We start from the raw sequence: 25,332 nt of genomic DNA, 5'->3' as shown, positions 1-25,332 counted from the left end.
ATTTCTCAGGAGGTGACATGCCTATCCATCTACAAATCCTGCTTCCCCTGCTCACCCTGGCCCTAGGCCATGCCACCGGCCACATCAGCCCGCTCGGCCTGGCACTCGGTGTGGCCTATGCCGGCTGGGTGCTGGCGGCAAAACGCCTGCCCAACTGGCTGTGGCTGCCGGTGACGCTGCTGGCCAGCGTGGCCCTGGCCGCGCACCTGGTGCCGGGCTTCGCCTACCTCTCCCTGACCGAGCCGACACCCTGGAGCCCGGACGCGCCGCCCTACGCCCTGCGGGTGAACTGGGACAAGGCGCTGGTGGGCATGAGCCTGCTGGCCTGGTGGCTGGGCCGCCCGGACCCGGTGCCGACGGCGCGCCGCAGCGCGACCCTGGCGGTGATGCTGGCGACGCTGGTGGCCGTGCCGGTACTGGCGCTGGCCCTGGGGCTGGTGGGCTGGGTGCCGAAGTGGCCGGAACACCTGGCGTTATGGCTGGCGGTGAACCTGCTGGTGACGGTGCTGGCGGAAGAGCTGGTGTTCCGTGCGCTGCTGCAGCGCTCCCTGGCGGCGCGCCTGGGCCCCTGGGCGGGGCTGCTGCTGGCGACGCTGCTGTTCGGTGCGGTGCACCTGCCCTTCAGCACGCTGTTCGCCGTGGTGGCGACGGTGGCGGGCCTGGGCTACGGCCTGGCGTTCCACTTCTCGGGTCGGCTGGGGCCGGCGGTGGCCCTGCACCTGGGGGTCAATCTCTGCCACGTCCTGCTGCTGAGTTATCCACTGAAGCTGGGCTGACGCGGATGCGGTAGCGGCCGAAGATGCGCTCCAGGCTGCCATCGGCCCGCAGGCTTTCCAGCAGATGCGCAAAGCGCGACGGACTGATGGCTGCGCCCGGCCGCAACAGGGCGTAGTGGCGGTAGTACTGGTCGACCCGGTCGGAGACGAGGAATTGCCCCGCCACGTCCGGGTTGCGCTCCAGGTACATGCCCAGGTACGAGCGCGTCACCAGGGCGATGTCGGCGCGGTCACGCAGCACCATCAGCAGGTTGCTGTCGTGGGAGTAGGTCAGCATCGCGTTGAATTCGCGCATGAGGTATTCCGGGTCGGCATCGAACCCGGCGAAACCGTAGTGGTAGCCGCTGTAGAGGGCCAGGCGCTTGCCATCCAGGCTGCGGAAGTAGTTCTGCCCACGGCTGTCGCGCTTGTGGGCGACGAAGACTTCGGCGTCCTCCAGGCCCATGTCGATGCGCGCCGCCTCGATGTCCTGCCAGCCCCAGCCGGGGTTCTCGAACACCGCCATGTCGATGCGCCCGCTCTGGAAGTCGCGGAAACGCCGCGGGATGGCAGTGGGCAGCATGACGAAACGGTAATCCGCCTGGGCCTGGTTGAGGGCCTCCAGCAGTTCGGGCAGCAGGCCGGTGGCCGCTTCCGATTCCGGCTTGATCACATAGGGCGGGAAGTGGGCGCCGCCCACCTTGACCACCTCGGCGGCGAGCGCCGGCTCCAGCGAAGCGAACAGGGCCAGAGCGGCCAGCAGTCCCTTGCGTCCCCCAATCCGTTGTCGGCAAACCTTCCGCCGAACGTGTGCAAAAGCCATGTTTTCCCCGTATGCGCCGTTCTTAATCTCGGTCGTTCTTCTTGAACGGCAGTTGGTATCGCTCCAGCAGCCGTTGGTAAGACTCATCCGCCTGCAACCGTTGCAACAGCCCTTCGAAGTCCTGGGGCTCGATGGGGGCGTTGGGTCTGAGCATGGCGTTGAGATGGTATTCCTGATCGAACCGACGGGAAACAAGCAGTTTGCCGTGCAGTTCGGGGTCCCGCTGGAGCATCTGCTCGAGGTAGGACCGGGTGACCACGGCTATATCGGCACGATCATGCAAAACCATGAGCAGGTTGCTGTCGTGGGAATAGGTGAGCGTGGCCTGGAAGCGTTTCTGCAGCATGAGCGGATCGGCGTCGTAGCCGGCGAAGCCGTAGTGATAGCCGGCATAGAGCACCAGGCGCTTGCCGAGCAGGGTGTCGAAATAGTCCTCGCCCCGTTCGGGCTCGGCGCGGGCCACGTAGACCTCGGCATCGTCGATGCCCATGTCGATGAGGGTGTAGCGCGCGCCCTCCCAGCCCCAGTGGGGGTCCTCGAAGAGGATGAGATCAAAGCGGCCGGTCTGCAGGTCGCGGTAACGGCGTGCCGAAGAGGTGGGCACGATGCTGAAGTGGAAGCGCTTCTGCACCTGGTTGAACAGCGCCACCAGCTCCACCGTCAGGCCGCTGCCGGTATCCCGCTCGGGGTGCACCATGTAGGGCGGGAAGTTGTAGGCGCCGATGAGAATCTCGCGGGGCAGCGCGGCCCAGGCGCTCCCTGCCAGGAGGCAGAGCGACAGCAGGAACAACCGTGACGTGATAGACCAGACACCCGACATCTTGGCCCCGGAGAAAGAGGTGGAACGGCTCCCGGGGAAGACTAGTTCATGCCGGCTCAGCCGTCCTTGAGCACCAGCGCCAGAGCCTCTTCGCAGAGCTGATCGAGGCTCATGGGACCCTCGGGGCGGAACCAGGTGGTGGTCCAGGACAGCGCGCCGGTGAGAAAGCGCCGCAGGATGAACGGGTCGCCTTGGACGTAGCCCTGGGCACGGGCCTCGCCCAGCACCTCCAGCCAGAACTGCTCATAGGCATCGCGCAGTTCGAGGATGTAGCGCTGCCCCTCCTCCGAGAGCGAACGCCACTCGTACACCAGCACGGCCATGGCCTCGCCGGTGCCGCCCATGATCGACTGCAGCTCGCAGCGGATCAGCGCCAGCACCCGCTCGCGCAGGCTGTCGGCCTCGGCCAGGGCGGCCTTCATCAGCGCGGTGTTGTAGAGAATGGTCTCCTCCATCACCGAGCGGAGGATCTCGTCCTTGCTCTTGAAGTGGTGAAAGATGCTGCCCGACTGGATGCCCACGGCACTGGCCAGGTCGCGCACGGTGGTGCGCTCGTAGCCCTTGCTGCGGAACAGGTGGGCGGCGGTCTGCAGCAATTTGCCGCGGGGGCTTTCCGGGTCGGTGATCTGCCCGCTTTCCACCAGTTCACGCATCACGTCTTGGGCTTTTGGGTTGTCCAGGCTCATCGCTCGCCACTACCTCGTTCGCACGGCGCTTGCCCATCCAACTTAAGAATGGAGCGCAAGTCTCTGTCTTGATTCGCGAAATCTATTCCCCGCCCGGCGCCCAAGCAAGCGCTTGGGCAAAAAACTGCCACCCTCCACTTTTCAACCAAGCGCTTGCTTGGTAATGTCGCCCCACCTTCTTGAGTGATACGGGCCATAACAATGACCAGAGCCGTACGCATCGGTTGCGCCTCCGCATTCTGGGGCGACACCTCCACCGCCGCCGCCCAGTTGGTGAACGGCGCGCAGCTGGACTACCTGGTGTTCGACTACCTGGCGGAGATCACCATGTCGATCCTCGCCGGGGCACGCATGAAGAAGCCGGACGAAGGCTATGCCACCGACTTCGTCGAGGTGCTGGCACCGCTGCTGCCGCAGATCGCCGACAAGCGCATCCGCGTGATCAGCAACGCCGGCGGGGTCAACCCGGTGGCCTGCGCTGCCGCGCTCTCCGCAGCCTGCGAGAAAGCCGGCGTGGCGCTGAAGATCGCCGTGCTGCACGGCGACAACCTGCAGCCACGCCTGGGCGAGCTGGCCAAGGCCGGCGTCCGCGAGATGTTCACCGACGCCCCGCTGCCGCCCATGTGCGTCTCCGTCAACGCCTACCTGGGCGCCCCCGGCATCGTCGCGGCGCTGGAGGCCGGTGCCGACATCGTCATCACCGGCCGGGTGGTGGACAGCGCCGTGGTCAGCGCCGCCCTGGTCCACGAATTCAAATGGCGCTGGGACGACCACAACCGCCTGGCCCAGGCCGCCCTCGCCGGCCACATCATCGAATGCGGCGCCCAGTGCACCGGCGGCAACTTCACCGACTGGGAACAGGTGCCGGACTACGAGCACATCGGCTTCCCCATCGTCGAAGTGGAGGCCGACGGCCAGTTCTGCGTGACCAAGCCGGACGGTTCCGGCGGCCTAGTGACGCCCTTCACCGTCGGCGAGCAGATGCTCTACGAGATCGGCGACCCGCGCGCCTACCTGCTGCCCGACGTGATCTGCGACTTCACCCAGGTGCGCCTGGAGGCCGCCGGCACCGACCGCGTGCGCGTCTCCGGCGCCCGGGGCCTGGCGCCCACCGACCGCTACAAGGTCAGCGCCACCTACCCCGACGGCTTCCGCTGCACCGCCAGTTGCCTGATCGCCGGCATCGATGCGGTGAAGAAGGCCGAGCGGGTGAGCCGCGCCATCATCGCCAAGACCGAGGAAATCTTCGCCGCACGAGGCTGGGGCCCCTACCGCGAGGTGAACATCGAACTGCTCGGCAGCGAGGCCACCTACGGGCCCCACGGCCAACGACAGGACAGCCGCGAAGTAGTGATCAAGCTCGCCGTGCGCCACAGCAAGAAGGAAGCGCTGATCCTCTTCTCCCGCGAGATCGCCCAGGCCGCCACCGGCATGGCCCCCGGCCTGACCGGCATCGTCGGCGGCCGCCCCACGGTGTACCCGGTGATCCGCCTGTTCTCCTTCCTGGTGGACAAGAGCGCTTGCAGCCTGGAGGTGGAGTTGGACGGCGAACGCCACCCGGTGGCCCTGCCCGAAGCCGGCAGCGCCGACCCGACGGCCCTGGCCGAAGACCTGCACCCGCCACGCCCGGTCGGCGAGGCCGACGCCAGCGTGCCGCTGATCAGGCTCGCCGTGGCCCGCTCCGGCGACAAGGGCAACCACAGCAACATCGGCGTCATGGCGCGCCGGCCCGAGTTCCTGCCGTGGATCGCCGAGGCGCTGACGCCCGAGGCCGTGGTGGACTGGATGGCCCACGTGCTCGACCCGCAGACCGGCCGCGTGCAGCGCTGGTACCTGCCCGGCACCCACAGCCTGAACTTCCTGCTGGAGAACGCCCTGGGCGGCGGCGGCGTCGCCAGCCTGCGCATCGACCCGCAGGGCAAGGCCTTCGCCCAGCAACTGCTTGAATTCCCCGTACCGGTGCCGCGCGCACTGGCCGAGACCCTGTAGCGCGACGAGGACGACAACAACAATGAGCTACGACTCCGTATTCCGGCCCGGCCTGTTCGCCGGCCAGACCATCCTGGTCACCGGCGGCGGCAGCGGCATCGGCCGCTGCGTGGCCCACGAACTGGCCCACCTGGGCGCCCACGTGGTGCTGGTGGGGCGCAAGGCGGAAAAACTCGAAGCCACCGCCGGCGAGATCATCGAAGACGGCGGCAGCGCCAGCTGGCAGGCCTGCGACATCCGTGACGAAGAAGCGGTCAAGGCCATGGTCAAGGCCGTGGTGGCCGAGCGCGGCCCCATCCACCACCTGGTCAACAACGCCGGCGGCCAGTTCCCCGCGCCGCTCATCGGCATCAACCAGAAGGGCTTCGAGACCGTGGTGCGCACCAACCTGGTGGGCGGCTTCCTGGTGGCCAAGGAGGTCTTCCTGCAGAGCATGAGCAAGACCGGCGGCAGCATCGTCAACATGCTCGCCGACATGTGGGGCGGCATGCCCGGCATGGGCCACTCCGGCGCCGCCCGCGCCGGCATGGAGAACTTCACCAAGACCGCCGCCTACGAATGGGGCCACGCCGGGGTGCGGGTCAACGCCGTGGCGCCGGGCTGGATCGCCTCCAGCGGCATGGACACCTACCCGGAGTCGATGAAAGCGATGATCCGTTCCCTCAAGGACCACGTCCCGCTGCAGCGCATCGGCACCGAGTCCGAGGTGGCGGCCGCCATCGTCTTCCTGCTCTCCCCGGGTGCCCATTTCATCAGCGGCAACACCATCCGCATAGACGGTGCCGCCAGCCAGGGCACCCGTGCCTGGACCCTGGGCAAGGCCCGCGCCAGCGAGTCCTACAACGGTTTCCACCGGGCCTATCTGCCCGCCGTGTTCAAGGACGAGGAGTAAGCCATGGCCGTGATCCAATCCGAACTCGACGTCCACGGCGACGACTTCGCCCGCAACCGCGAGGCCATGCTGGCCGCGGTGGCGAGCTTCCGCGAGGTTGAGCAGAAGGTGCTGGACAAGGCACAGGACGCCAAGCCCAAGTTCGAGAAACGCGGCCAGCTGCTGCCCCGCGAACGCCTCAACCTCCTGCTGGATCCGGGCAGCCCCTTCCTGGAGCTGTGCTCCCTGGCCGGCTACAAGCTGCACGACGACAAGGACGGCACCCAGGCCGGCGGCGGCATCATCGCCGGCATCGGCTACATCGCCGGGGTGCGCTGCCTGATCAGCGCCAGCAACAGCGCCATCAAGGGCGGCACCATCTCCCCCACCGGCCTGAAGAAGACCCTGCGCCTGCAGCAGATCGCCGTGGAGAACAAGCTGCCCATGGTGGCCCTCACCGAGAGCGGCGGCGCCAACCTCAACTACGCGGCGGAGATCTTCGTCGAAGGCGCGCGCGGCTTCGCCAACCAGGCGCGCATCTCCGCCATGGGCATTCCCCAGGTCACCGTGGTGCACGGCTCCAGCACCGCCGGCGGGGCCTATCAGCCGGGCCTGTCGGACTACGTCATCGTGGTGCGCGGCAAGGCCAAGATGTTCCTCGCCGGCCCGCCCCTGCTCAAGGCCGCCACCGGCGAAGTGGCCACCGACGAAGAACTCGGTGGCGCCGAGATGCACGCCCAGGTGGCCGGCACCGCCGAATACCTGGCCGAGAACGATGCCGACGCCCTGCGCATCGCCCGCGAGGTGCTCGCCATGCTGCCCTGGAACGCCCAGTTGCCGGCCCCGGTGAAGCCCACCTGGCGCGAGCCGCTGTACAGCACCGACGAGCTGCTGGGCGTGGTGCCGGCGGACCCGAAGAAGCCCTACGACGTGCGCGAGATCATCGCCCGCATCGCCGACGGCTCGGAATTCCTCGACTTCAAGAACGAATTCGACAGCCAGACCGTCTGCGGCCACCTGCGCATCGAGGGCCGCCCCTGCGGGCTGATCGGCAACAACGGCCCGATCACCCCGCGCGGCGCCGCCAAGGCCGCGCAGTTCATCCAGCTCTGCGAGCAGAGCAACACCCCGCTGCTGTTCCTGCACAACACCACCGGCTTCATGGTGGGCACCGAGTCGGAGCAGCTGGGGGTGATCAAGCACGGCTCGAAGATGATCCAGGCCGTGGCCAACGCCAGCGTGCCCAAGCTCACCCTGGTGGTGGGCGGCTCCTACGGCGCCGGCAACTACGCCATGTGCGGCCGTGGGCTGGACCCGCGCTTCATCTTCGCCTGGCCCAACAGCCGCACCGCCGTGATGGGCGGCGCCCAGGCCGGCAAGGTGCTGCGCATCGTCACCGAGGAGAAACACGCCAAGGAGGGCAAGGAAGCCGACCCGAAGATGCTCGACATGCTGGAACAGATGACCGCGCAGAAGCTCGACAGCCAGTCCACCGCGCTCTACGGCACCGCCAGCCTGTGGGACGACGGCCTGATCGACCCCCGCGACAGCCGCAAGCTGCTGGGCTACCTGCTGGACATCTGCGCCGAGGCCGAGGCCCGGCCCCTGAAGTCCAACCGCTTCGGCGTGGCTCGCTTCTGAGAACCCTCACGGTGCGCCTGGCGCACCCCCAACGGCTTACTCACGGAGAACAACAACAATGATCTTCACCCAGGAACACGAAGAACTCCGCCGTACCGTCCGCAACTTCGTCGACAAGGAGATCAACCCCCACGTCGACCAGTGGGAGAAGGACGGCCGCTTCCCCATCCACGACATCTTCAAGAAGGCCGGTGAGCTGGGCCTGCTGGGCATCTCCAAGCCGGAGAAATTCGGCGGCATGGGCCTGGACTACAGCTACTCCATCGTCGCCGCCGAAGAGTTCGGCACCATCCATTGCGGCGGCATCCCCATGTCCATCGGCGTGCAGACCGACATGTGCACCCCGGCCCTGGCGCGCTTCGGCTCCGACGAGCTGCGCGAAGAGTTCCTGCGCCCGGCCATCACCGGCGAGATGGTCGGCTGCATCGGCGTCTCCGAGGTGGGTGCCGGCTCCGACGTCGCCGGGCTCAAGACCAGCGCCCGCAAGGACGGCGACGACTACGTGATCAACGGCAGCAAGATGTGGATCACCAACTCCCCGTCCGCCGACTTCATCTGCCTGCTGGCCAACACCTCCGACGACAAGCCCCACGTCAACAAGTCGCTGATCATGGTGCCGATGAACACCCCCGGCATCACCCTCAGCCCGCACCTGGACAAGCTCGGCATGCGCAGCTCCGAGACCGCCCAGGTGTTCTTCGACAACGTCCGCGTGCCGCAGCGCAACCGCATCGGCCACGAAGGCGCCGGCTTCATGATGCAGATGCTGCAGTTCCAGGAAGAGCGCCTGTTCGGCGCGGCCAACATGATCAAGGGCCTGGAGCACTGCATCGACGCCACCATCGACTACTGCAAGGAACGCAAGACCTTCGGCAACGCGCTGATCGACAACCAGGTCATCCACTTCCGCATGGCCGAGCTGATGACCGAGGTGGAATGCCTGCGCGCCCTGGTCTACCAGGCCACCGAAATGTACGTGAAGGGCAAGGACGTCACCCGCCTCGCCTCCATGGCCAAGCTCAAGGCCGGGCGCCTGGGCCGCGAGGTCACCGATGCCTGCCTGCAGTACTGGGGCGGCATGGGCTTCATGTGGGACAACCACATTTCCCGCGCCTACCGCGACACCCGCCTGGTGTCCATCGGCGGCGGTGCCGACGAGATCATGCTCGGCATCATCTGCAAGCTGATGGGCATCCTGCCGGGCAAGAAGAAAGACTGAGACGGGGGTGACCATGGAACTGCCGAACACCGAGACCCTGCAGCTGGAGCCCGCTGACGGCGTGCTGCACATCACCCTCAACCGCCCGGAGAGCCGCAACGCCATGAGCCTGGCCATGGTGGAAGAGCTGCGCGCGGTGCTCGCCGCCGCGCGCCAGGCGCCCGAGGTGCGTGCCCTGGTGCTGCGCGGGGCCGGCGGGCACTTCTGCGCCGGCGGCGACATCAAGGACATGGCCAGCGCCCGCGCCACCGGCGGTGAGGCCTACCAGCGCCTGAACCGCGCCTTCGGCCGCCTGCTGGAAGAGGCCCAGGCCCAGCCGCAGGTGGTGATCGCCGTGCTGGAAGGCGCGGTGCTCGGTGGCGGCTTCGGCCTGGCCTGCGTTTCCGACATCGCCCTGGCCGCCGAAAGCGCCCAGTTCGGCCTGCCGGAGACCAGCCTCGGCATCCTCCCGGCACAGATCGCGCCCTTCGTGGTCAAGCGCATCGGCCTCACCCAGGCCCGCCGCCTGGCCCTCACCGCCGCCCGCTTCGATGGCCGCGAGGCCCTGCGCCTGGGCCTGGTGCACAGCGCCGAGGCCGACGCAGCGGCCCTGGACCAGCGCCTGGCCGACACCCTCGACCAGGTGCGCCGCTGCGCCCCCGGCGCCAATGCCCGTACCAAGGCGCTGCTGCTGTCCACCGAGGAACGCGAGCTGGGCCCGCTGCTGGACGACGCCGCCGCCTGGTTCGCCGAAGCCGTCACCGGCGCCGAAGGCACCGAGGGAACCCTGGCCTTCGTGCAGAAACGCAAACCGACCTGGGCCCAGTGAGCCCAGGCGGTGGATCGATGGAGCGCGATCCACCCTACGCCCGCCCCCACGCAACACCGAAGCACCCGTAGGGTGGATGTCGCTCTTCACATCCACCGCAACACCGAACACCACAGGCGGATCACCCCAACCCGATCCCCACGCAACACCGAGGCACCCGTAGGGTGGATGTCGCTCTTCACATCCACCACTACACCGAACACAACAGGCGGATCACCCCAACCCGATCCGCCGGCAACACCGAACGCAAACAGCCCGGATCCCGGACGCCCTCCGGTCCCCCAGCAGGAGCACGAAGATGCCCGCATTCAACAAGATCCTGATCGCCAACCGGGGCGAGATCGCCTGTCGGGTGATGCGCACCGCCCACGACCTGGGCTACCGCACCGTGGCCGTGTACAGCGAGGCCGACCGCGACGCGCGCCACGTGCAGCTGGCCGACGAAGCCGTGTGCATCGGCCCGGCACCGGTGGGCCAGTCCTACCTGTGCGTCGAGGCCATCCTCGACGCCGCGCGGCGCACCGGCGCGGATGCGGTGCACCCGGGCTACGGCTTCCTCTCCGAGAACGCCGCCTTCGCCCAGGCCTGCGAGGCCGCCGGCATCACCTTCATCGGCCCCACCGTGGAGGCCATCCACCTGATGGGCAGCAAGCGCCTGTCCAAGATCGCCATGCTCGAAGCCGGCGTGCCCTGCATCCCCGGCTACGAAGGCGCCGATCAGGACGACGCCACCCTCGCCCACGAGGCCGAGCGCATCGGCTACCCGCTGATGATCAAGGCCAGCGCCGGCGGTGGCGGCCGTGGCATGCGCCTGGTGCACGAGGCGAGCGAGCTGGCGGCGCAGATCCGCACCGCGCGCTCGGAAGCGCAGAACGCCTTCGGCAGCGGCGAGCTGATCCTCGAACGCGCGGTGATCCAGCCGCGCCATGTGGAGATCCAGGTATTCGGCGACCGCCACGGCCACATCCTCTACCTGGGCGAGCGCGACTGCTCGGTGCAGCGCCGCCACCAGAAGGTGGTGGAAGAAGCCCCCTGCCCGGTGATGACACCGTCCCTGCGCCAGGCCATGGGCGAAGCGGCCGTCAAGGCGGCCGCCTCGGTGAACTACCTGGGCGCCGGCACCGTGGAGTTCCTGCTGGACGCCGAAGGCCGCTTCTACTTCCTGGAAATGAACACCCGCCTGCAGGTGGAGCACCCGGTCACCGAACTGGTCACCGGGCTCGACCTGGTGGCCTGGCAGATCCGCGTCGCCGCCGGCGAAGCCCTGCCGCTGGCCCAGGACGACATCCGCCTCGACGGCCATGCCATGGAAGTCCGCCTCTACGCCGAGGACCCGGCCGCCGGCTTCCTGCCGCAGACCGGCGACGTGCTGCGCTGGGAACCCGCCAGCGGCGCCGGCGTGCGCATCGACCACGGCCTGGTGGAAGGCCAGCCGGTGACGCCCTTCTACGACCCCATGCTGGCCAAGGTGATCGCCTGGGGCGCCACCCGTGACGAAGCCCGGCGCAAGCTGATCCGCGCGGTGGAGGACTGCGTGCTGCTGGGGGTCAAGGGCAACCAGCGGTTCCTCGCCAACCTGCTGGCCCACCCCGAATTCGCCGCCGGCCACGCCACCACCGCCTTCATCGGCGAACACTTCGCCGCCGACCCGAGCCTGGCCCCGCAGCCGCTGCCGGCCGTGGAGCTGGCCGCCGCAGCCACCCTGCTCTACCAGGCCTCCGCCGAATCCCGCGCCCACCAGGCCGGCCTCGCCGGCTGGCGCAGCGCCGGCAGCGCGCCCTGGCGCCTGGTGCTGCGCCAGGGCGAGCAGAAGCACGAAGTCCTGCTGGACGTCCGCGCCAGCGGCCCGCAACCGCAGTTGCAGGTCCAGGCCGCCGGGCAGTCCGTCGCCGTACGCCTGCTGGCCTGCGACGGCCGCTGGGCCACCCTGGAGCTGGACGGCATCCGCCGCCGCCTCGCCTACCACCACGACGGCGAGCGTCTGTGGCTCAAGGGCCACCAGGGCAGCATCGAACTGCAGGACGTCACCCACGAACCCGCCGGCGGCCAGGCCGGCGCCGCCTCCGGCACCGTCAAGGCGCCCATGGACGGCGCCATCGTCGACGTGCTGGTGGAGGAAGGCACCCCGGTCACCAAGGGCCAACTGCTGGTGGTGCTGGAAGCCATGAAGATGGAGCACCCCCTCAAGGCCGGGATGGACGGCACCGTCTGCCGCGTGCAGGTCAGCGCCGGCGACCAGGTGAAGAGCCGCCAGGTGCTGGTGGAGGTCGAAGCCGCCGACTGAACAACCGCTCGAACCGCGCCACTCGACTAAGTTGAGTGGCCAGGAACCCGACAACACCGACAGGAGCACCCCCATGTCCCTTTCCGGCAAGACCCTGTTCATCACCGGTGCCAGCCGTGGCATCGGCCGCGAGATCGCCCTGCGGGCCGCCGCCGATGGCGCCAACATCGTCATCGCCGCCAAGAGCGCCGAGCCCCATCCCAAGCTGGAAGGCACCATCCACAGCGTCGCCGCGGAAGTGGAAGCGGCCGGCGGTCGGGCCCTGCCCCTGCAACTGGACGTGCGCGACGAAGCCGCCGTACGTGATGCCCTGGCCCAGGCGGCCGAGCACTTCGGCGGCATCGATGCCCTGGTCAACAACGCCGGCGCCATCAAGCTGGTGGGCGTCGAGCGCCTGGAGCCCAAGCGCTTCGACCTGATGTACCAGATCAACACCCGCGCGGTGATGGTCTGCAGCCAGGCCGCCCTGCCCTACCTCAAGCAGAGCGGCAACGGCCACATCCTCAACCTGTCCCCGCCGCTGAACCTCGACGCCAAGTGGTTCACCCAGCACGGTCCTTACACCGTCACCAAGTACGGCATGAGCATGCTCACCCTGGGCATGAGCGAGGAGTTCAAGCGCTACGGCGTCAGCGTCAACTCGCTGTGGCCGAAGACCATGATCGCCACCGCCGCCATCGAGTTCGAACTGGGCAGCCGCGACGCCTTCAAGCGCGCCCGCACCCCGGCGATCATGGCCGACGCCGCCCACGCCATCCTCTCCAGCGAAGGCCGCCGCATCACCGGGCGCCTGCTGGTGGACGAGGAGATCCTCCGCGAACAGGGCCAGACCGAGTTCGAGCACTACCGCTTCGACCCCGAGGGCGGCAGCCTCATCCCGGACCTGTTCGTCGACTGAGCCACGCCACGCGCCGTGCGTACACCCGCGCACGGCGTCGCACTTCGCCGCCTGGGCACCGCACCTGAACCACATCCCCGGTATTTGCCGAACTGACCGCCCTCCTCCGCGCGCGGGCCAAGTGCATTCGCCGGAAACGCGCCTAGATTCGCCGGTGGCGCCTATTCCCACCCCGCGAAGGTGGTCAGAACAACAAGACTGAAGTGCGAGAACCATGACCCAGGCCGACCTGATCTCCCCGTTCCGCTTCCTCGCCCGCCTGCCGGCGAACCTCAATCGCGTGCCCCGCATGTTGCTGGGCCTCTACTTCACCGGGATCCGCAACCGCGACAAGACGCTCTCCCTGGGCTGGGCCCTGGAGCGGGCGGCGGCGCGCTATCCGCAGCGGCCGGCGGTGATGGACGAGACGCGCAGCCTGACCTACGCCGAGTTCAATGCCTGGGCCAACCGCATCGCCCACGCGCTCAAGTCCGAAGGCGTGGGCCCTGGAAAGGTGGTGGCGATCATGCTGGAGAACCGCATCGAGATCCTCGCGGTGCTGGCGGCGGTGGCCAAGCTGGGCGGCATCGGCGCGCTGGTCAACACCACCCAGCGCGGCAAGGTGCTCGCCCACAGCCTCAACCTGGTGAAGGCCGGCCACCATGTGGTCGGCGAAGAGCTGCGCAGCGCCTTCGAGGAGGTGGAGGCGGAACTGGAGACCGCCGGCGCCCGGCGCTACTGGGTGGCCGACGACCTGGACACCCGCCGCGACGCCGGACAGGCCCCGCGCGGCTGGACCAACCTGATGCGCCTGGCCGGCGAGCACAGTGCGGAGAACCCGGCGGACACCGGGCGGGTGCGCCTGAAGGACGCCTGCTTCTACATCTACACCTCCGGCACCACCGGCCTGCCGAAGGCCTCGATCCTCAGCCACGGCAAGTGGATCAAGGCCTACGGCGGCTTCGGCCACTCCGGGCTGGGGCTCACCGACCGCGACGTCTTCTACCTGACGCTGCCCTGCTACCACAACAACGCCGTGACCGTGAGCTGGGCCTCGGTGCTGGCCGGTGGCGCGGCCATCGCCCTGCGCCGCAAGTTTTCCGCCAGCAACTTCTGGAAGGACGTGGCGCGCTACCAGGCCACCTGCTTCGGCTACATCGGCGAGCTGTGCCGCTACCTGCTGAACCAGCCGCCCTGCCCCGAGGAGAAGGACAACACCCTCACCAGCATGATCGGCAACGGCCTGCGCCCGGCCATCTGGGACGAGTTCAAGACCCGCTTCGGCATCCAGCGCGTCACCGAGTTCTATGCCTCCAGCGAAGGCAACATCGGCTTCACCAACGTCTTCAACTTCGACAACACCGTGGGCTTCTCCCCGGCCACCTACGCCATCGTCCGCTACGACCTGGAGAACGACTGCCCGGTGCGCGACCACAAGGGCTTCCTGACCAAGGTGGACAAGGGCGAGCCGGGCCTGCTGATCAGCGAGATCAGCGAAAAGTGGCCCTTCGACGGCTACACCGACCCGGCCAAGAGCGAGGCGGTGATCCTGCGCAACGTATTCAAGAAGGGCGATGCCTGGTTCAACACCGGCGACCTGATGCGCGACATCGGCTGCAAGCACGCGCAGTTCGTCGACCGCCTGGGCGACACCTTCCGCTGGAAGGGCGAGAACGTCTCCACCACCGAGGTGGAAAGCGTGCTGGGGGTGTTCGACGGGGTGGAGGATGCGGTGGTCTACGGTGTGGAGATTCCCGGCACCAACGGCCGCTGCGGCATGGCGGCCCTGCGCCTGAGCCCCGACGCGGACCTGGACGCCGCCGCCGTGGCCGAGCACCTGGACCGCGAGCTGCCGCCCTACGCCGCCCCGCTGTTCCTGCGGCTACTGGACGAGATCGAGACCACCGGCACCTTCAAGTACAAGAAGACCGACCTGAAGAAGGCCGGCTTCGACCCCACCCAGGTCAACGAGCCACTCTACGTGCGGCTACCGGGGGAACCGGCCTTCCGTCCCCTAGACACCGACCTGCATGCAGCGATCCAGAGCGGCGAGTACCGCTTCTGAGGCTGTTCCACGGGGTGAGCCCGGCTCGCCCCGTTGCCTCCTCGCCGTGAGCGCCAGCCGGGCTACTGCTTGAACTCGATCTGCAGCTCGGCGCCCTCCACGGAGCGCAGATAGTCTTCTTCCCGCTGGTTGGTGATCAGCTTGCCGTTGAGCTGGTAGGGGCTCTGCTCCGGCGGCTTCTCCACGAACATCGGCGGCAGCAGTGGCTGCTCGACGTGCTGCTCCTGCTTCACCCGCGGTTCCAGTTCGTCCACCAGGTGCTTGGGCAGGCTCAGGTCGAGCTTCGGCTCGCGCAGCTTGACCTGCTCCACCTTGGACGGCTTGGGCTTGGCGGGCGTGGGCTTCGGTTTTGGCTTGGGGGTGGCGGGCTTGGGTTTGGGCTTCGGCTTGGTGGTCTCGGCCTTGGTCGGTGCCGGCTTGGGTTTGGGTTTGGCGGTCTCGGCCTTGGTGGCGGTCGGCTTGGGTTTCGGCTTGGCTTGCGTAGAGGCCTCTGCGCAGGCGTTGCCGGGGCTCACGGCGGGCATGGCCACCAGGCCAGGCCAGGCGTCCACCCGGGGGGCCACCGGGGCCGGGCTGGCCAGGGTCGATGCGCAGAAGCCAAGGAACAGGGCAGGCAGCAGGATTCGGGTCATGGAGCGGCTACCGCAGGGTGAGATGTGCGCCATGCTGGCGCGCCAGGCGGACACTGGCAACCCTGCTTCATTCGCGGGCGGCTTCACGGCCGGTGAATACGGCCACCAGCAGCAGGCCGAAGCCCAGGGTATGGACCAGCCCGCCGATGGCGCTGATGCCGCTGAAGACCACGCTCACCCGCGCTGCCTCCATGTCCTCGGCCCACAGGTAGACGGTGAGGTAGAGCACCTGCTGCAGCAGGGTCCAGGCCAGCATCACGCCCATGCTGGCCAGGCAGAAGCGGGCGGCCCGGGGGCGCTCGCGCCAGTAGCGGACGGACAGGGCGATGCCGGCCAGCCAGGCGATGATCAGCGGTACCAGGCCGATGTAACCGAGAACCTGCATGGTCAGGGCGTGGGAGAGGATGCTCTCGCTCATTGGGGTCTCCAGGGGTCGAGATGGGCGGTATCGAGGCGCCGCCACTGGGCAGCACGGAGGCGCTCGGAAGGTGGCAGCCAGAGGCCGTCCACGGCCTCCAGCGCCTCGGGGGCGACGCCCAGGAGGGCGTCGAGGGGCAGGTGTCGAGGCTCGCCAGCCTCTTCTGCGACGTCGTCGTGGTACGGGTGGTTCCGCCAATGCAACGCCCCTCCGCTGAACCCTTCGAAACGCGGCATCGGGCCGATGGGGTCGGGCCAGGGGTGGAGCCGGTGCGCGAGTGTGTCCAGCACCAGCAGGTGCCACTCACCGTCGTCATGGCGGGTCAGGGCCAGGTAGCGGCCGTCCGCCGACCAGGCCATGGCCGGCGCGAGATCGGCCAGGGCGCAACCGCAGGCGGTGAGCAGGTACCCACCCTGGCGCGGCAGGCGCTCATGCAGGTAGGCGCCGCCATAGGCGGTGCGGCTGCCGAACAGCCAGGCCGCATTGCCGCCGGCGGGCGCCGGCAGCACGAAGTCGCCGTAGGCGTTGGAAGCGGGCGGCTGGCTCAGCGGGTGCCAGTCGGGCAGCGGCTCGAGCGCCGCGCCCAAACGCAGGCGGCGCAGGGCATAGCAGAGCTGGCTGCCCTCACGGCGCGTGAGGAAATCCGCAGCGCTTGCCACCGGGGGTGGCGGCTGGTCGATGGTCTGCAACGGGGTGGCCGTGCGCGTGTCGGCCAGGCGTCCGGTCACCACGGCCAGTTCGACGATGCCGTCCTGGAAATCCATCAGCCGTGTCAGGGAAAGGCCGAGGTCGATGCCCAGCAGGCGACGGGCCGGCACGTCCGCCACCACCAGGCGATGGGGCACGGCCGGGGCTTCGGCGAACGCCACCAGTGCGAGGTAGCGACCGCAGGCGGAAACACGGTGATCCAGGCACCACTCACCCTCCAGCACCCACTCACCGATGCGGCAGCGGTAGGCCGCCCGCAGCCCGTCGGCGCTCTCCCGCTGCCACTCCAGCAACGGGCGGCGGCCATCGGCCAGCGGTGCCAGGCGCAGGTCAGCCCGCATCACCGGCGCGGCGCGGCCGAGGGGGTGCAGCAGCTCCAGCCGCGTGGCAGCACGCAAACCCGGTACGGCGCGGCCCCAGGCGTCGAAGCCGGCCAGGCGTTCGAGTTCCTCGTTGAAGATGTGGTGCACGGCGTTCCCATGCTCCATCTGGTCCAGTTCGGGGAGGTCGAAGCGGGCCTGCATGACCAGGTGGGTCGGCTCCAGTGCGAGCGGCGCTTCGAGCATCAGGCGCGGCTCATCTTCCCGGGGCTGCCAGTCGTCCAGGGTGCGCCAGCCCGGCCCGGCTTCCCAGACCCGGACAGGGCATGGCCACGGGCGCTCCTGGGCGGTGTCGCGCAGGCGGCAGGCGAAGGCCAGGCCGTCGGCTCGCCACACGGGGCGCGCGTCGTCGGGCAGCAGCAGCCCGGTGGGGGCGTCGTCCAGCCACAGCTGGTAGCTGGGGTAGCGCAGCGGCAGCAGCGGATCGTCACGCTCGCGCAGTCGCGCCGGCAGCCAGGGTTCGCCGCGCAGGCGATGGGGGCCGGTGGGGGGCGAGAGGTCCAGCACGGCCTGCTGCTGCCTCTCGGCCCAACCGGGAGCGAGCCAGAGGTCGCCGATGGTGACGAAGTCCTCGCAGGTCGCCTCGCGCAGCACGGCTTCGAGGCTGAGGCGGTAGCCCTGGTCCGACACCAGCGGGCTGTGGCGACCGCGCAGCTCGCCACCACTGAAGGCGTCCAGCTCCCAGAAGGCGTCGTTGGCGCAGTGGTAGAGCCGGCGCAGCTGGCGATCGAACACCGCCAGCGACCAGGCGCCGCGCGAGGGGATCGGCGCGGCGAAGTAGCGGCCGTCGTCGGAGAAGCGGGCCGAGCTGCCCAGCCCCTCCAGCAACACGCCGTCGGGCATCAGGTAGTCCGTGTACACCGGCCCGCCCATGGCGATCTCGCCCCAGCCCAGGGTGCGCACCGGCTCGCCCTCCGGCGTGAGCAGCTCACCGCCGCCCCAGGCGCTGGTGCCCCGGGCGCCCGCGTCCACCGGGCCGATGGGTTCAGCCGTGACCGGGCCGCTGGCCAGGCCCAGACGACGCTCCAGGGTCGCCGCGCTGGCCAGGCCGATGAACACCCAGAGCACGCCGGCGCCGATGCCCCAGTAGCCGGGCAGCGTGGCTCCCAGGCTGAAGGCGGCGCCTATCACGGCGCTGGTGAGCAGGCTGCTGACGCCCTTGCCGATGCGCGGCCAGCGGGCGACGACGATCAGCACCAGGGCCAGCCCCACCACGCTTGTGGCCGCACCGGCCAAGGGCAGGCTGGCCACCAGCAGGATCGGCAGCACCAGCACCGCCAGCTGCCAGACGAGCCCCAGCAACAGGCGCGGCAGGCTCTCGGTCGGGGCGTCGGATTCGGGAACGGGGTGCATGTCAGGCTCCTGCGCGGGCGTCACAGGGTGACGGATCGACCGTCACCCTGGCGTGACACAGGCGGCAAGTTGCGACCATCAAGGCGCCGGGGAAGGCTCCAGGGCCTTCAGCAGGGCGTCCAGGTCCTGCCGGGGGTAGGCCTTGCGCAGGGCCTCCAGGCGCTCGTCGGCGGCCTTGGCCTGGCCTTGGCGTCGCAACTCCAGCACCTCGCGCAGGCCCTGCTGCAGGGCCGGTTCGAGGGGCGCGGCAGCGGGCTTGGCCAGCTTGGCCGCAGGCGGGAAGGCCTCGTCGGCGGCCAGGCGGGCCTGCTCGGCGATCCGCGCATCGGCAGTGGCGCTGTCGGCCAGCGCGGCCACCGGGGCGGACTCGAACTGAGGTGCGGCCTTCTTCATCTCCGCTGCCGGCGCGGGCGCGGAAAAGGCCTGCATCGGCGGCGCAGCGGGCTCGGCGCTGTAGCCCGCATCCGGGGCGGGGGCGCTACGGGCCAGGGGCGCCGGGGCGGCTGGGGCCATGGCCGGCGCGGGGGCGACGGCGTACTCCGGCGGCTGCCGATCGAGGTTCTGGAAGGTCAGGCTGACGCCCACGCCCAGACAGGCCAGGCCGGCGAAGGCCACCGACCAGCGCTGGCGGCCACCGGGGCCGAACAGCCAGGCATGCAGGCGCTGGCCCAGGCTCGGCGCCGGCGGGCGGACGGCCTCGCGGGCGGCGGCGAGAATGCGTGCATCCAGCTCGGCGGAGGGCTCGCCCTCGCCGTGGGCACGGAAGTGGGCGAGCAATTGCCGCTCCAGCTCGTCCTCTCTGCGTGGGTCCTGGTTCATGCGGTTCTCTCCTCGGCGGCGGGGTCGGCCAGCAGCCGGCGCAGCTTCTGCAGGGCATAGCGCAGGCGACTCTTCACCGTCTCGGCGGGTGTGCGGGTCATCTCGGCGATCTCGTGCAGCTCGAGGTCGCCATGGGCGCGCAGCAGGAAGACTTCTCGCTGCTCGCCGGGCAGTTCGTCCAGGGCGGCCTGCAGGCGCTGGCGGTCGCGGCTGAGGCTCAGCTGGGCCTCGGGGTCGTCGGCCTCCTCGCTCGGCAGCAGGTCGGCATGGGCCTGCTCGTCGAAGGCCTCCACCTTGCCCTGCAGCCGCCCGTGCTTGCGCCAATGGTCGATCAGGCGGTTGCGGGCGATCTGGTAGAGCCAGGTGCGGAAGGCCACGGCCTCGCGCTGCTCGCTGGCGCTGCGCACCAGGCTGAGCCAGGTCTCCTGGAAGATCTCTTCGGCCAGCGAGCTGTCGCCGCACAGGCCGCAGAGAAAACGGTAGAGGCCGAGGCGATGGCGCGCGTAGAGCACGCCGAAGGCCTCGGCATCGCCGCGTCGGTAACGCCGCAGCAGGGCGGCGTCGTCATCCGTGATGGTGTCGCTCAAGTCACTCGGTCCGTACCGGGTTGGAGGCCGGATTTTGCAGGCTTTGCGCGAGTTCCACCAGTTGCACGAACTCGTTGCGCAGGCCGTAGGGGTCATCGCCGCGCGCGCCGCGTGCCAGGGCCAGGGTGTCGGCGTAGCCGAACTGGCCGGTGTAGCGGGCGCCCTTGAGCTGCTGGGCGAAGGCGGCGACCGAGGCGGCGAAGCGCAGGTCGTCGCTGGCCTGGGCGATGGGACGGGCGTCGGCGGCGGCGATGGGTTGCTCCAGCAGGCGGCTGGTGTCGGTGCCCGGCGCCTTGTAGCGAATGCGCAGCCAGGCCAGCTCACCGGCCTTGCCGGCCGCCGGTGCGGCCGGCTGGTAACGCAGCGGCTCCAGCCAGCCCTTGCCGCCGGCCGGGACGATCTCGTACAGCGCGGTGACGGTATGGCCCGCGCCGATCTCGCCGGCATCGACCTTGTCGTTGCTGAAGTCTTCGCGCTTGAGGGCACGGTTCTCGTAGCCCAGCAGGCGGTATTCGCTGACCTGGGCGGGGTTGAATTCCACCTGCAGCTTCACGTCCTTGGCCACCACCTGGAGGGTGGAGCTGAGCTGGTCCACCAGCACCTTGCGGGCTTCGCGCAGGCTGTCGATGTAGGCGTAGTTGCCGTCGCCGGCGTCGGCCAGCTGTTCCATCAGGTGTTCGTTGTAGTTGTCCACGCCAAAGCCGAGGGTGGTGAGGGAGATGCCGGTGCGGCGCTTCTCCTCGGCCAGGGCCTTGAGGCTGTCGAAGTCGCTGATGCCGACGTTGAAGTCACCGTCGGTGGCCAGGAGGATGCGGTTGATGCCGTCCTTGATCAGGCCCTTGCGCGCCTGGGCATAGGCCAGCTGGATGCCGGACTCGCCAGCGGTGGAGCCCCCGGCGGCCAACTGGTCGATGGCGGCGCGGATCTTCTCCTTCTCGTTGCCCGGGGTGGACTCCAGCACCACGCGGGCTTCGCCGGCGTAGGTGACGAGGGACACGCGGTCCTCGGGGCGCAGCTGGTCCACCAGCAGCTTCAGGGTGCCCTGCACCATGGGCAGGCCTTCGCGACGGTCCATGGAGCCGGAGACGTCCACCAGGAACACCAGGTTGGCCGGGGGAATGCGTGCGACCTGGGTGTCGGAGGCCTTGATGGCGATACGCAGCAGGCGCGCCTCGGGGTTCCACGGCGAGCGGGCCAGTTCGGTGTCGATGCCGAACGGCACGTTGCCCTTGGGTAGCGGGTAGTTGTAGGGGAAGTAGTTGACCATCTCTTCGAGGCGCACCGCCTCCTTGGGCGGCAGGCTCCCACCGTTGAGGAAGCGCCGTACGTTGGCGTAGGCGCCGGTGTCGACGTCGATGCTGAAGGTGGAGACCGGCTCGGCGGCCACGGCGTGGACGCTGCTCTCTTCCACCTTGGCGTACTGCTCGCGGTAGCTGTCCTGGTAGCCGGGGAGGCTGTCGGTCAGCGGCGCGGGGGCCACCGGTGCCGGTGCCATCATCTTGCGCTCCATCACCGCGTAGCTGGCGCTGGGTTCGATGGCGATGGCTTCGATGGCGACGGGCTTGGCGGCCAGGCTGTCTTTCTGCGACTCGTTGGCAGCGCCGCGGGTCTCCCCGCCATGCTGGGAGCAGGCGGCCAGGGCGAGCAGCAGGGTGGCGGCGAAACCGGCGGCGAGGGGGCGACGGGTCAGGGCTTGAAGCGGGTGCATGGCGGGTTCTCCTGGGGGGACCGGAATGTCCTTGTGCACCAGTAGACGGAGGGGGTTCGGCGAACGGGTTAAGGGGTGTGAAGTTTTTTTGCGGTTCGAGAATGCGCCCCCCTGGCGGCGGAAAAACGGCCGCCGCTTGCGGGTCGTCCGTAAAAAACCTCCCCACCCTAACCGCGACGCAGTAGCATCCCGCCTCGGACCTTCGGCCTCGCGCCGATCCCCCGGGGCGGCCGGCACGCCACGAAAGAGCCGCCTCCGACAACAACCAGGCCCCGTGGGCCACCGCCAGGGAATTCGGACATGAAGAAGTTGCTGGGCCTGCTGGCCCTGTTGATCCTCGCGCTCACCCTCTACCTTGCCTTCACCCCCTCCCCCATCGACCCGCTGGCCTGGGATGCGCCGCCGGCGCCGACCATGACCGGGGTGCTGGAACCCAACGACACGCTGATGAAGGCCGAGCTGCTGGCCAAGGGGCAGGTGCACGGGCCGGAAGACACCGCTGTGGATGCCCAGGGCCGCGTCTACGCCGGCCTGCATGACGGCCGCGTGGTGCGCATCGACACCGACGGGCGACTGGAAACCTTCGCCGAGACCGGCGGCCGCCCGCTGGGCATGGACTTCGACGCCCAGGGCAACCTGATCGTCGGCGACGCCTACAAGGGGCTGCTGAGCATCGACCCGAAAGGCACCATCAAGGTGCTGGCCACCGAGGCCGAAGGCGGCCCGTTCCGCTTCACCGACGACCTGGACATCGCCAGCGACGGCCGCATCTATTTCACCGACGCCTCGGACAAGTTCCAGCAGCCGGACTACCTGCTGGACCTGCTGGAGGCCCGCCCCCACGGCCGCCTGATGCGCTACGACCCGGCCACCGGCAAGGTGGAGGTGCTGCTCAAGGACCTGTACTTCGCCAACGGCGTGGCGCTGTCGGCCAAGGAAGACTTCGTGCTGGTGAACGAAACCTACCGCTACCGCATCACCCGCTACTGGCTGAGCGGCGAGAAGGCCGGCACCCATGACGTGTTCATCGACAACCTGCCGGGCCTGCCGGACAACCTGCAGGGCGACCGCAAGGGCACCTTCTGGGTGGCCCTGCCCTCCCCGCGCAAGGCCGATGCGGACTTCCTCCACACCCAGCCCTGGCTGAAGGCACAGATCGCCAAGCTGCCCCGCGCGCTGTGGCCGAAGCCGGTGCCCTACGGGCTGGTGATCGCGCTGGACGAGAACGGGCAGATCATCCGCAGCCTGCACGACACCAGCGGCACGCACCTGCGCATGATCACGTCGGTGAAGCCGGTGGGCGACACGCTGTACTTCGGCAGCCTGGACAACGACCGCATCGGCAAGCTGAAGCTGCATTGAGGCAAAAGGGCTCTCCCGCCTGGGAGAGCCCTCCGGACGGGCGTTTTCAACGCCGTCGGTATTCCCGCAGCCTGCCAGGGGTCAGAGCAGGTTGGGTTCCATCTCCAGCTCGACCCCGAACCGGGCGGCGATGTCCGCCTGGATGCGCCCGGCCAGGGCGTGGATCTCCCCACCGGTGGCCTGGCCGTGGTTCACCAGCACCAGCGCCTGCAGGCGATGGACGCCCGCATCCCCTTCGCGAAAACCCTTCCAGCCGGCCTTGTCGATCAGCCAGCCGGCGGCGAGCTTCGCCTGGCCTTCGCCCTGGGGATAGGCCACCAGGTCGGGGTACTGCTGGCGCAGCGCCTCGGCCTGGGCGGCCGGCACCACGGGGTTCTTGAAGAAGCTGCCGGCGTTGCCGAGCTGGGCCGGGTCCGGCAGCTTCTCGCTGCGGATGGCGCAGATGGCGCGGCTGACATCACGCGGGGTCGGCGCGCTGATGCCTTCGGCCTCCAGGCGCTGACGCACCGGGCCGTAGTCCAGGTGCAACGCGGCGGCGCGGCCCAGGGCGAAGCGCACGCGCAGGATCACCCAGCGGCCGGCCTCGCGCTTGAAGCGGCTCTCGCGGTAGCCGAAGGCGCAGTCGTCGAGGCCAAACTCGTGCAGCTCGCCGCTCTGGCGATCCAGCGCGGTGAGGCCGACGAAGACATCCTTGATCTCCACCCCGTAGGCACCGATGTTCTGCATCGGCGCGGCGCCGACCGTGCCCGGGATCAGGCTGAGGTTCTCCAGCCCGGCCAGGCCCTGGTCGAGGGTCCAGAGCACGAAGGGGTGCCAGGGTTCGCCGGCTTCGGCTTCGACGATGACGCGCCCGTCGGCCTCGGCCAGCACGCGGATGCCACGGCTGGCCATGCGCAGCACCAGGGCGTCGAGATCACGGGTCAGCAGCAGGTTGCTGCCGCCGCCGATCACCTGCAGGGGCAGGCCGCGCTCGGCGGCCAGGGCCAGCGCTTCGCGCACCTCGTCGTCGGTGCGGGCCTCGGCGAACAGGCGCGCCTGCACCGATACGCCGAAGGTGTTGTAGGGCTTGAGGGGCTGGTTGTCGTGCAGCTGCAGGCTCACAGGCGCTCCCGGATCTCGGCGATCAGGCCGTCGCAGGCCTGCTCCACCAGGTCGAGCACGGTCTCGAAGCCGTCTTCCCCGCCGTAGTAGGGATCGGGCACTTCCTCGGTGGCTAGGTCGTAGCGGCGCAGGAACAGGTCCGGGGCGTTGCCCCGGCCGGCGTGCAGGGCCTTGAGGTCGCGCAGGTTGGAGTGGTCCATGGCCAGGACCAGGTCGAAGCGCTGGAAGTCCTCGGCGCTGACCTGGCGCGCACGCAGGGCGGAAAGGTCGTAGCCGCGCTTGGCGGCGGCCTGGCAGGTGCGCGGGTCCGGCGCCTTGCCGATGTGCCAGCCGGCGGTGCCGGCGGAATCCACTTCCACCCGCTCAGCCAGGCCGGCCTGTTCCAGCTTGCCGCGCAGGACGCCCTCGGCGGTGGGCGAGCGGCAGATGTTGCCGAGGCAGACGAAGAGAACGCGCATCAGGCCCCCAGCAGGCGGCGGACCCGCTCCAGGTCTTCGGCGGTGTCGACCCCGGCAGCCGGGGCTTCCAGAGCATCGGCGACGTGGATGCGCACGCCGTGCCAGAGGGCACGCAGCTGCTCCAGGCACTCGGTGTCTTCCAGCCAGCACGGGCCCCAGGCGACGAAGTCATGCAGGAAGCCGGCGCGGTAGGCGTAGATGCCGATGTGGCGGCGGTAGGGCACGCCGGCCGGCAGGCTGTCGCGGTCCCGGGCGAAGGCGTCCCGCGCCCAGGGCAGCGGTGCGCGGCTGAAGGTCAGGGCCAGGCCGTTGAGGTCGGTCACCACCTTCACCACATTGGGGTTGAACAGGGCCTGCACCTCGCCGATGGGCTCGGCCAGGGTGGCGATGCCGGCTTCCGGGTGGGCGGCCAGGTTGGCGGCCACCTGGTCGATGATCGCCGGGGGGATCAGCGGCTCGTCGCCCTGGACGTTGACCACGATGGCGTCGCCGGCCAGGCCCAGCTGGGTGGCCACTTCGGCCAGGCGGTCGGTGCCGGAGTTGTGGTCGACGCGGGTCAGCACCACCTCGGCGCCGAAGCCCTGGCAGGCCTCGACGATGCGCGCATCATCGGTGGCCACCACCACACGCTCGGCGGCGCTGCGGCGGGCCTGCTCCCAGACGTGCTGGATCATCGGCTTGCCGCCGATGTCCTGCAGGGGCTTGCCGGGCAGGCGGGTGGAGGCGTAGCGGGCGGGGATGACGACGGTGAAGGCCTGGCCCATCACTTGTCCAGCCGTTCGTCGACGTTGAGGGTGCGGGCTTCGCCTTCGAGCATCACCGGGATGCCTTCACGCACGGGGAAGGCCAGGGCGTCGTTCTTGCAGATCAGCTCGCTCTTGTCGTCGGCGAGCTTGAGCGGGCCCTTGCACAGCGGGCAGGCGAGGATGTCGAGCAGTTTCGGGTCCATGGGGGAATCCTTGGTGACC

General features: G+C 69.3%; 23 protein-coding genes. 10 read left to right on the top strand and 13 right to left on the bottom strand.

The window, feature by feature from the left end; translation table 11 throughout:
* The first annotated feature begins 17 nt into the window (after positions 1-17).
* Positions 18-776 carry a CPBP family intramembrane glutamic endopeptidase gene (locus PotMrB4_RS08965; protein WP_044404886.1) on the top strand — a complete coding sequence of 253 codons (759 nt, stop codon included), beginning with the start codon at positions 18-20 and terminating at the stop codon, positions 774-776.
* On the opposite strand, the gene PotMrB4_RS08960 is transcribed toward PotMrB4_RS08965, so the two are convergent.
* Genes PotMrB4_RS08960 through PotMrB4_RS08950 form a run of 3 tightly spaced genes read right to left on the bottom strand, consistent with a single transcriptional unit; the run spans position 727 to position 3,078 of the window.
* Positions 727-1,578 (bottom strand): substrate-binding periplasmic protein, encoded by an 852-nt coding sequence (locus tag PotMrB4_RS08960; protein ID WP_172433050.1) that lies wholly within the window; start codon positions 1,576-1,578, stop codon positions 727-729. The two genes, PotMrB4_RS08965 and PotMrB4_RS08960, sit on opposite strands and share 50 nt — an antisense overlap.
* A gap of 22 nt (positions 1,579-1,600) precedes the next feature.
* A complete protein-coding gene (locus PotMrB4_RS08955) occupies positions 1,601-2,398 on the bottom strand; it encodes a substrate-binding periplasmic protein (RefSeq protein WP_172433049.1) in 798 nt (265 codons plus the stop codon).
* Positions 2,399-2,454: 56 nt separating this feature from the next.
* Positions 2,455-3,078 (bottom strand): TetR/AcrR family transcriptional regulator, encoded by a 624-nt coding sequence (locus PotMrB4_RS08950; RefSeq protein WP_044405217.1) that lies wholly within the window; start codon positions 3,076-3,078, stop codon positions 2,455-2,457.
* A gap of 207 nt (positions 3,079-3,285) precedes the next feature.
* Between PotMrB4_RS08950 and PotMrB4_RS08945 the strand changes: the two genes are divergently transcribed.
* The 8 genes from PotMrB4_RS08945 (at position 3,286) to PotMrB4_RS08910 (ending at position 14,838) form a co-directional block, all read left to right on the top strand.
* Complete coding sequence (locus PotMrB4_RS08945) at positions 3,286-5,073, top strand: acyclic terpene utilization AtuA family protein (RefSeq protein WP_172433048.1); 1,788 nt, start codon at positions 3,286-3,288, stop codon at positions 5,071-5,073.
* Positions 5,074-5,095: 22 nt separating this feature from the next.
* Positions 5,096-5,965, top strand: coding sequence for an SDR family oxidoreductase (locus PotMrB4_RS08940; protein ID WP_107331182.1), 870 nt, complete (start codon positions 5,096-5,098; stop codon positions 5,963-5,965).
* A 3-nt stretch (positions 5,966-5,968) separates the two neighbouring features.
* The gene (atuC, locus tag PotMrB4_RS08935) at positions 5,969-7,585 is read left to right on the top strand and encodes a geranyl-CoA carboxylase subunit beta (RefSeq protein ID WP_172433047.1); all 1,617 of its coding nucleotides are present in this window, start codon (positions 5,969-5,971) and stop codon (positions 7,583-7,585) included.
* Between the two features lie 58 nt (positions 7,586-7,643).
* Positions 7,644-8,804, top strand: coding sequence for a citronellyl-CoA dehydrogenase (gene atuD / locus PotMrB4_RS08930; RefSeq protein ID WP_172433046.1), 1,161 nt, complete (start codon positions 7,644-7,646; stop codon positions 8,802-8,804).
* A 13-nt stretch (positions 8,805-8,817) separates the two neighbouring features.
* On the top strand, positions 8,818-9,612 hold the full coding sequence (atuE, locus tag PotMrB4_RS08925; protein WP_172433045.1) for an isohexenylglutaconyl-CoA hydratase: 795 nt from the start codon (positions 8,818-8,820) through the stop codon (positions 9,610-9,612).
* 298 nt (positions 9,613-9,910) lie between these two features.
* Positions 9,911-11,896, top strand: a complete 1,986-nt coding sequence (locus PotMrB4_RS08920) for an acetyl/propionyl/methylcrotonyl-CoA carboxylase subunit alpha (RefSeq protein ID WP_172433044.1) — start codon at positions 9,911-9,913, stop codon at positions 11,894-11,896.
* A 73-nt stretch (positions 11,897-11,969) separates the two neighbouring features.
* Positions 11,970-12,794, top strand: a complete 825-nt coding sequence (locus tag PotMrB4_RS08915; RefSeq protein ID WP_160482931.1) for an SDR family oxidoreductase — start codon at positions 11,970-11,972, stop codon at positions 12,792-12,794.
* A gap of 214 nt (positions 12,795-13,008) precedes the next feature.
* The gene (locus PotMrB4_RS08910; protein ID WP_044404910.1) at positions 13,009-14,838 is read left to right on the top strand and encodes a long-chain-acyl-CoA synthetase; all 1,830 of its coding nucleotides are present in this window, start codon (positions 13,009-13,011) and stop codon (positions 14,836-14,838) included.
* A 62-nt stretch (positions 14,839-14,900) separates the two neighbouring features.
* On the opposite strand, the gene PotMrB4_RS08905 is transcribed toward PotMrB4_RS08910, so the two are convergent.
* The 6 genes from PotMrB4_RS08905 to PotMrB4_RS08880 form a co-directional block, all read right to left on the bottom strand.
* Entirely contained in the window at positions 14,901-15,470 is a 570-nt protein-coding gene (locus tag PotMrB4_RS08905) for a hypothetical protein (protein WP_197939512.1), read from the bottom strand.
* A 67-nt stretch (positions 15,471-15,537) separates the two neighbouring features.
* Complete coding sequence (locus tag PotMrB4_RS08900; protein WP_044404913.1) at positions 15,538-15,888, bottom strand: hypothetical protein; 351 nt, start codon at positions 15,886-15,888, stop codon at positions 15,538-15,540.
* Positions 15,885-18,329 carry a hypothetical protein gene (locus PotMrB4_RS08895; protein ID WP_172433043.1) on the bottom strand — a complete coding sequence of 815 codons (2,445 nt, stop codon included), beginning with the start codon at positions 18,327-18,329 and terminating at the stop codon, positions 15,885-15,887. Before PotMrB4_RS08895 ends, PotMrB4_RS08900 begins: the two co-directional genes overlap by 4 nt.
* Positions 18,330-18,407: 78 nt before the next feature.
* Positions 18,408-19,148, bottom strand: a complete 741-nt coding sequence (locus PotMrB4_RS08890) for a hypothetical protein (protein WP_172433042.1) — start codon at positions 19,146-19,148, stop codon at positions 18,408-18,410.
* Complete coding sequence (locus PotMrB4_RS08885; RefSeq protein ID WP_069564895.1) at positions 19,145-19,735, bottom strand: RNA polymerase sigma factor; 591 nt, start codon at positions 19,733-19,735, stop codon at positions 19,145-19,147. The genes PotMrB4_RS08890 and PotMrB4_RS08885 overlap by 4 nt, the downstream gene beginning before the upstream one ends.
* A gap of 1 nt (position 19,736) precedes the next feature.
* Positions 19,737-21,443 carry a vWA domain-containing protein gene (locus tag PotMrB4_RS08880; protein ID WP_172433041.1) on the bottom strand — a complete coding sequence of 569 codons (1,707 nt, stop codon included), beginning with the start codon at positions 21,441-21,443 and terminating at the stop codon, positions 19,737-19,739.
* 300 nt (positions 21,444-21,743) lie between these two features.
* Here PotMrB4_RS08880 and PotMrB4_RS08875 point away from each other — a divergent pair, with 300 nt between their 5' ends.
* Positions 21,744-22,805, top strand: a complete 1,062-nt coding sequence (locus PotMrB4_RS08875) for an SMP-30/gluconolactonase/LRE family protein (protein WP_074968655.1) — start codon at positions 21,744-21,746, stop codon at positions 22,803-22,805.
* Between the two features lie 81 nt (positions 22,806-22,886).
* Here PotMrB4_RS08875 and murB read toward each other — a convergent pair whose 3' ends face one another.
* From murB to PotMrB4_RS08855, 4 genes are read right to left on the bottom strand one after another with little or no spacing between them, the layout of a single operon-like run.
* Entirely contained in the window at positions 22,887-23,906 is a 1,020-nt protein-coding gene (gene murB / locus PotMrB4_RS08870; protein ID WP_172433040.1) for a UDP-N-acetylmuramate dehydrogenase, read from the bottom strand.
* A complete protein-coding gene (locus PotMrB4_RS08865; RefSeq protein WP_172433039.1) occupies positions 23,903-24,364 on the bottom strand; it encodes a low molecular weight protein-tyrosine-phosphatase in 462 nt (153 codons plus the stop codon). Before PotMrB4_RS08865 ends, murB begins: the two co-directional genes overlap by 4 nt.
* Positions 24,364-25,128, bottom strand: a complete 765-nt coding sequence (gene kdsB, locus PotMrB4_RS08860) for a 3-deoxy-manno-octulosonate cytidylyltransferase (RefSeq protein WP_044404936.1) — start codon at positions 25,126-25,128, stop codon at positions 24,364-24,366. The genes PotMrB4_RS08865 and kdsB overlap by 1 nt, the downstream gene beginning before the upstream one ends.
* A complete protein-coding gene (locus PotMrB4_RS08855) occupies positions 25,128-25,313 on the bottom strand; it encodes a Trm112 family protein (protein WP_069561688.1) in 186 nt (61 codons plus the stop codon). The genes kdsB and PotMrB4_RS08855 overlap by 1 nt, the downstream gene beginning before the upstream one ends.
* Positions 25,314-25,332 lie beyond the last annotated feature (19 nt).

Origin of the sequence: Metapseudomonas otitidis, assembly GCF_011397855.1 — a bacterium.
Classification (GTDB): Bacteria; Pseudomonadota; Gammaproteobacteria; order Pseudomonadales; family Pseudomonadaceae; genus Metapseudomonas; species Metapseudomonas otitidis.
Note: the sequence above shows the minus strand (reverse complement) of the source record. Positions and strands in the feature narration are given on the sequence as shown.

Excerpts from the sequence above, each read along its gene's own strand:
- PotMrB4_RS08965 (WP_044404886.1), top strand. The coding sequence starts at position 18 with ATGCCTATCCATCTACAAATCCTGCTTCCCCTGCTCACCCTGGCCCTA.
- PotMrB4_RS08960 (WP_172433050.1), bottom strand. The coding sequence starts at position 1,578 with ATGGCTTTTGCACACGTTCGGCGGAAGGTTTGCCGACAACGGATTGGG.
- PotMrB4_RS08955 (WP_172433049.1), bottom strand. The coding sequence starts at position 2,398 with ATGTCGGGTGTCTGGTCTATCACGTCACGGTTGTTCCTGCTGTCGCTC.
- PotMrB4_RS08945 (WP_172433048.1), top strand. The coding sequence starts at position 3,286 with ATGACCAGAGCCGTACGCATCGGTTGCGCCTCCGCATTCTGGGGCGAC.
- PotMrB4_RS08940 (WP_107331182.1), top strand. The coding sequence starts at position 5,096 with ATGAGCTACGACTCCGTATTCCGGCCCGGCCTGTTCGCCGGCCAGACC.
- atuC (WP_172433047.1), top strand. The coding sequence starts at position 5,969 with ATGGCCGTGATCCAATCCGAACTCGACGTCCACGGCGACGACTTCGCC.
- atuD (WP_172433046.1), top strand. The coding sequence starts at position 7,644 with ATGATCTTCACCCAGGAACACGAAGAACTCCGCCGTACCGTCCGCAAC.
- atuE (WP_172433045.1), top strand. The coding sequence starts at position 8,818 with ATGGAACTGCCGAACACCGAGACCCTGCAGCTGGAGCCCGCTGACGGC.
- PotMrB4_RS08920 (WP_172433044.1), top strand. The coding sequence starts at position 9,911 with ATGCCCGCATTCAACAAGATCCTGATCGCCAACCGGGGCGAGATCGCC.
- PotMrB4_RS08915 (WP_160482931.1), top strand. The coding sequence starts at position 11,970 with ATGTCCCTTTCCGGCAAGACCCTGTTCATCACCGGTGCCAGCCGTGGC.
- PotMrB4_RS08910 (WP_044404910.1), top strand. The coding sequence starts at position 13,009 with ATGACCCAGGCCGACCTGATCTCCCCGTTCCGCTTCCTCGCCCGCCTG.
- PotMrB4_RS08905 (WP_197939512.1), bottom strand. The coding sequence starts at position 15,470 with ATGACCCGAATCCTGCTGCCTGCCCTGTTCCTTGGCTTCTGCGCATCG.
- PotMrB4_RS08900 (WP_044404913.1), bottom strand. The coding sequence starts at position 15,888 with ATGAGCGAGAGCATCCTCTCCCACGCCCTGACCATGCAGGTTCTCGGT.
- PotMrB4_RS08895 (WP_172433043.1), bottom strand. The coding sequence starts at position 18,329 with ATGCACCCCGTTCCCGAATCCGACGCCCCGACCGAGAGCCTGCCGCGC.
- PotMrB4_RS08890 (WP_172433042.1), bottom strand. The coding sequence starts at position 19,148 with ATGAACCAGGACCCACGCAGAGAGGACGAGCTGGAGCGGCAATTGCTC.
- PotMrB4_RS08880 (WP_172433041.1), bottom strand. The coding sequence starts at position 21,443 with ATGCACCCGCTTCAAGCCCTGACCCGTCGCCCCCTCGCCGCCGGTTTC.
- PotMrB4_RS08875 (WP_074968655.1), top strand. The coding sequence starts at position 21,744 with ATGAAGAAGTTGCTGGGCCTGCTGGCCCTGTTGATCCTCGCGCTCACC.
- PotMrB4_RS08865 (WP_172433039.1), bottom strand. The coding sequence starts at position 24,364 with ATGCGCGTTCTCTTCGTCTGCCTCGGCAACATCTGCCGCTCGCCCACC.
- kdsB (WP_044404936.1), bottom strand. The coding sequence starts at position 25,128 with ATGGGCCAGGCCTTCACCGTCGTCATCCCCGCCCGCTACGCCTCCACC.
- PotMrB4_RS08855 (WP_069561688.1), bottom strand. The coding sequence starts at position 25,313 with ATGGACCCGAAACTGCTCGACATCCTCGCCTGCCCGCTGTGCAAGGGC.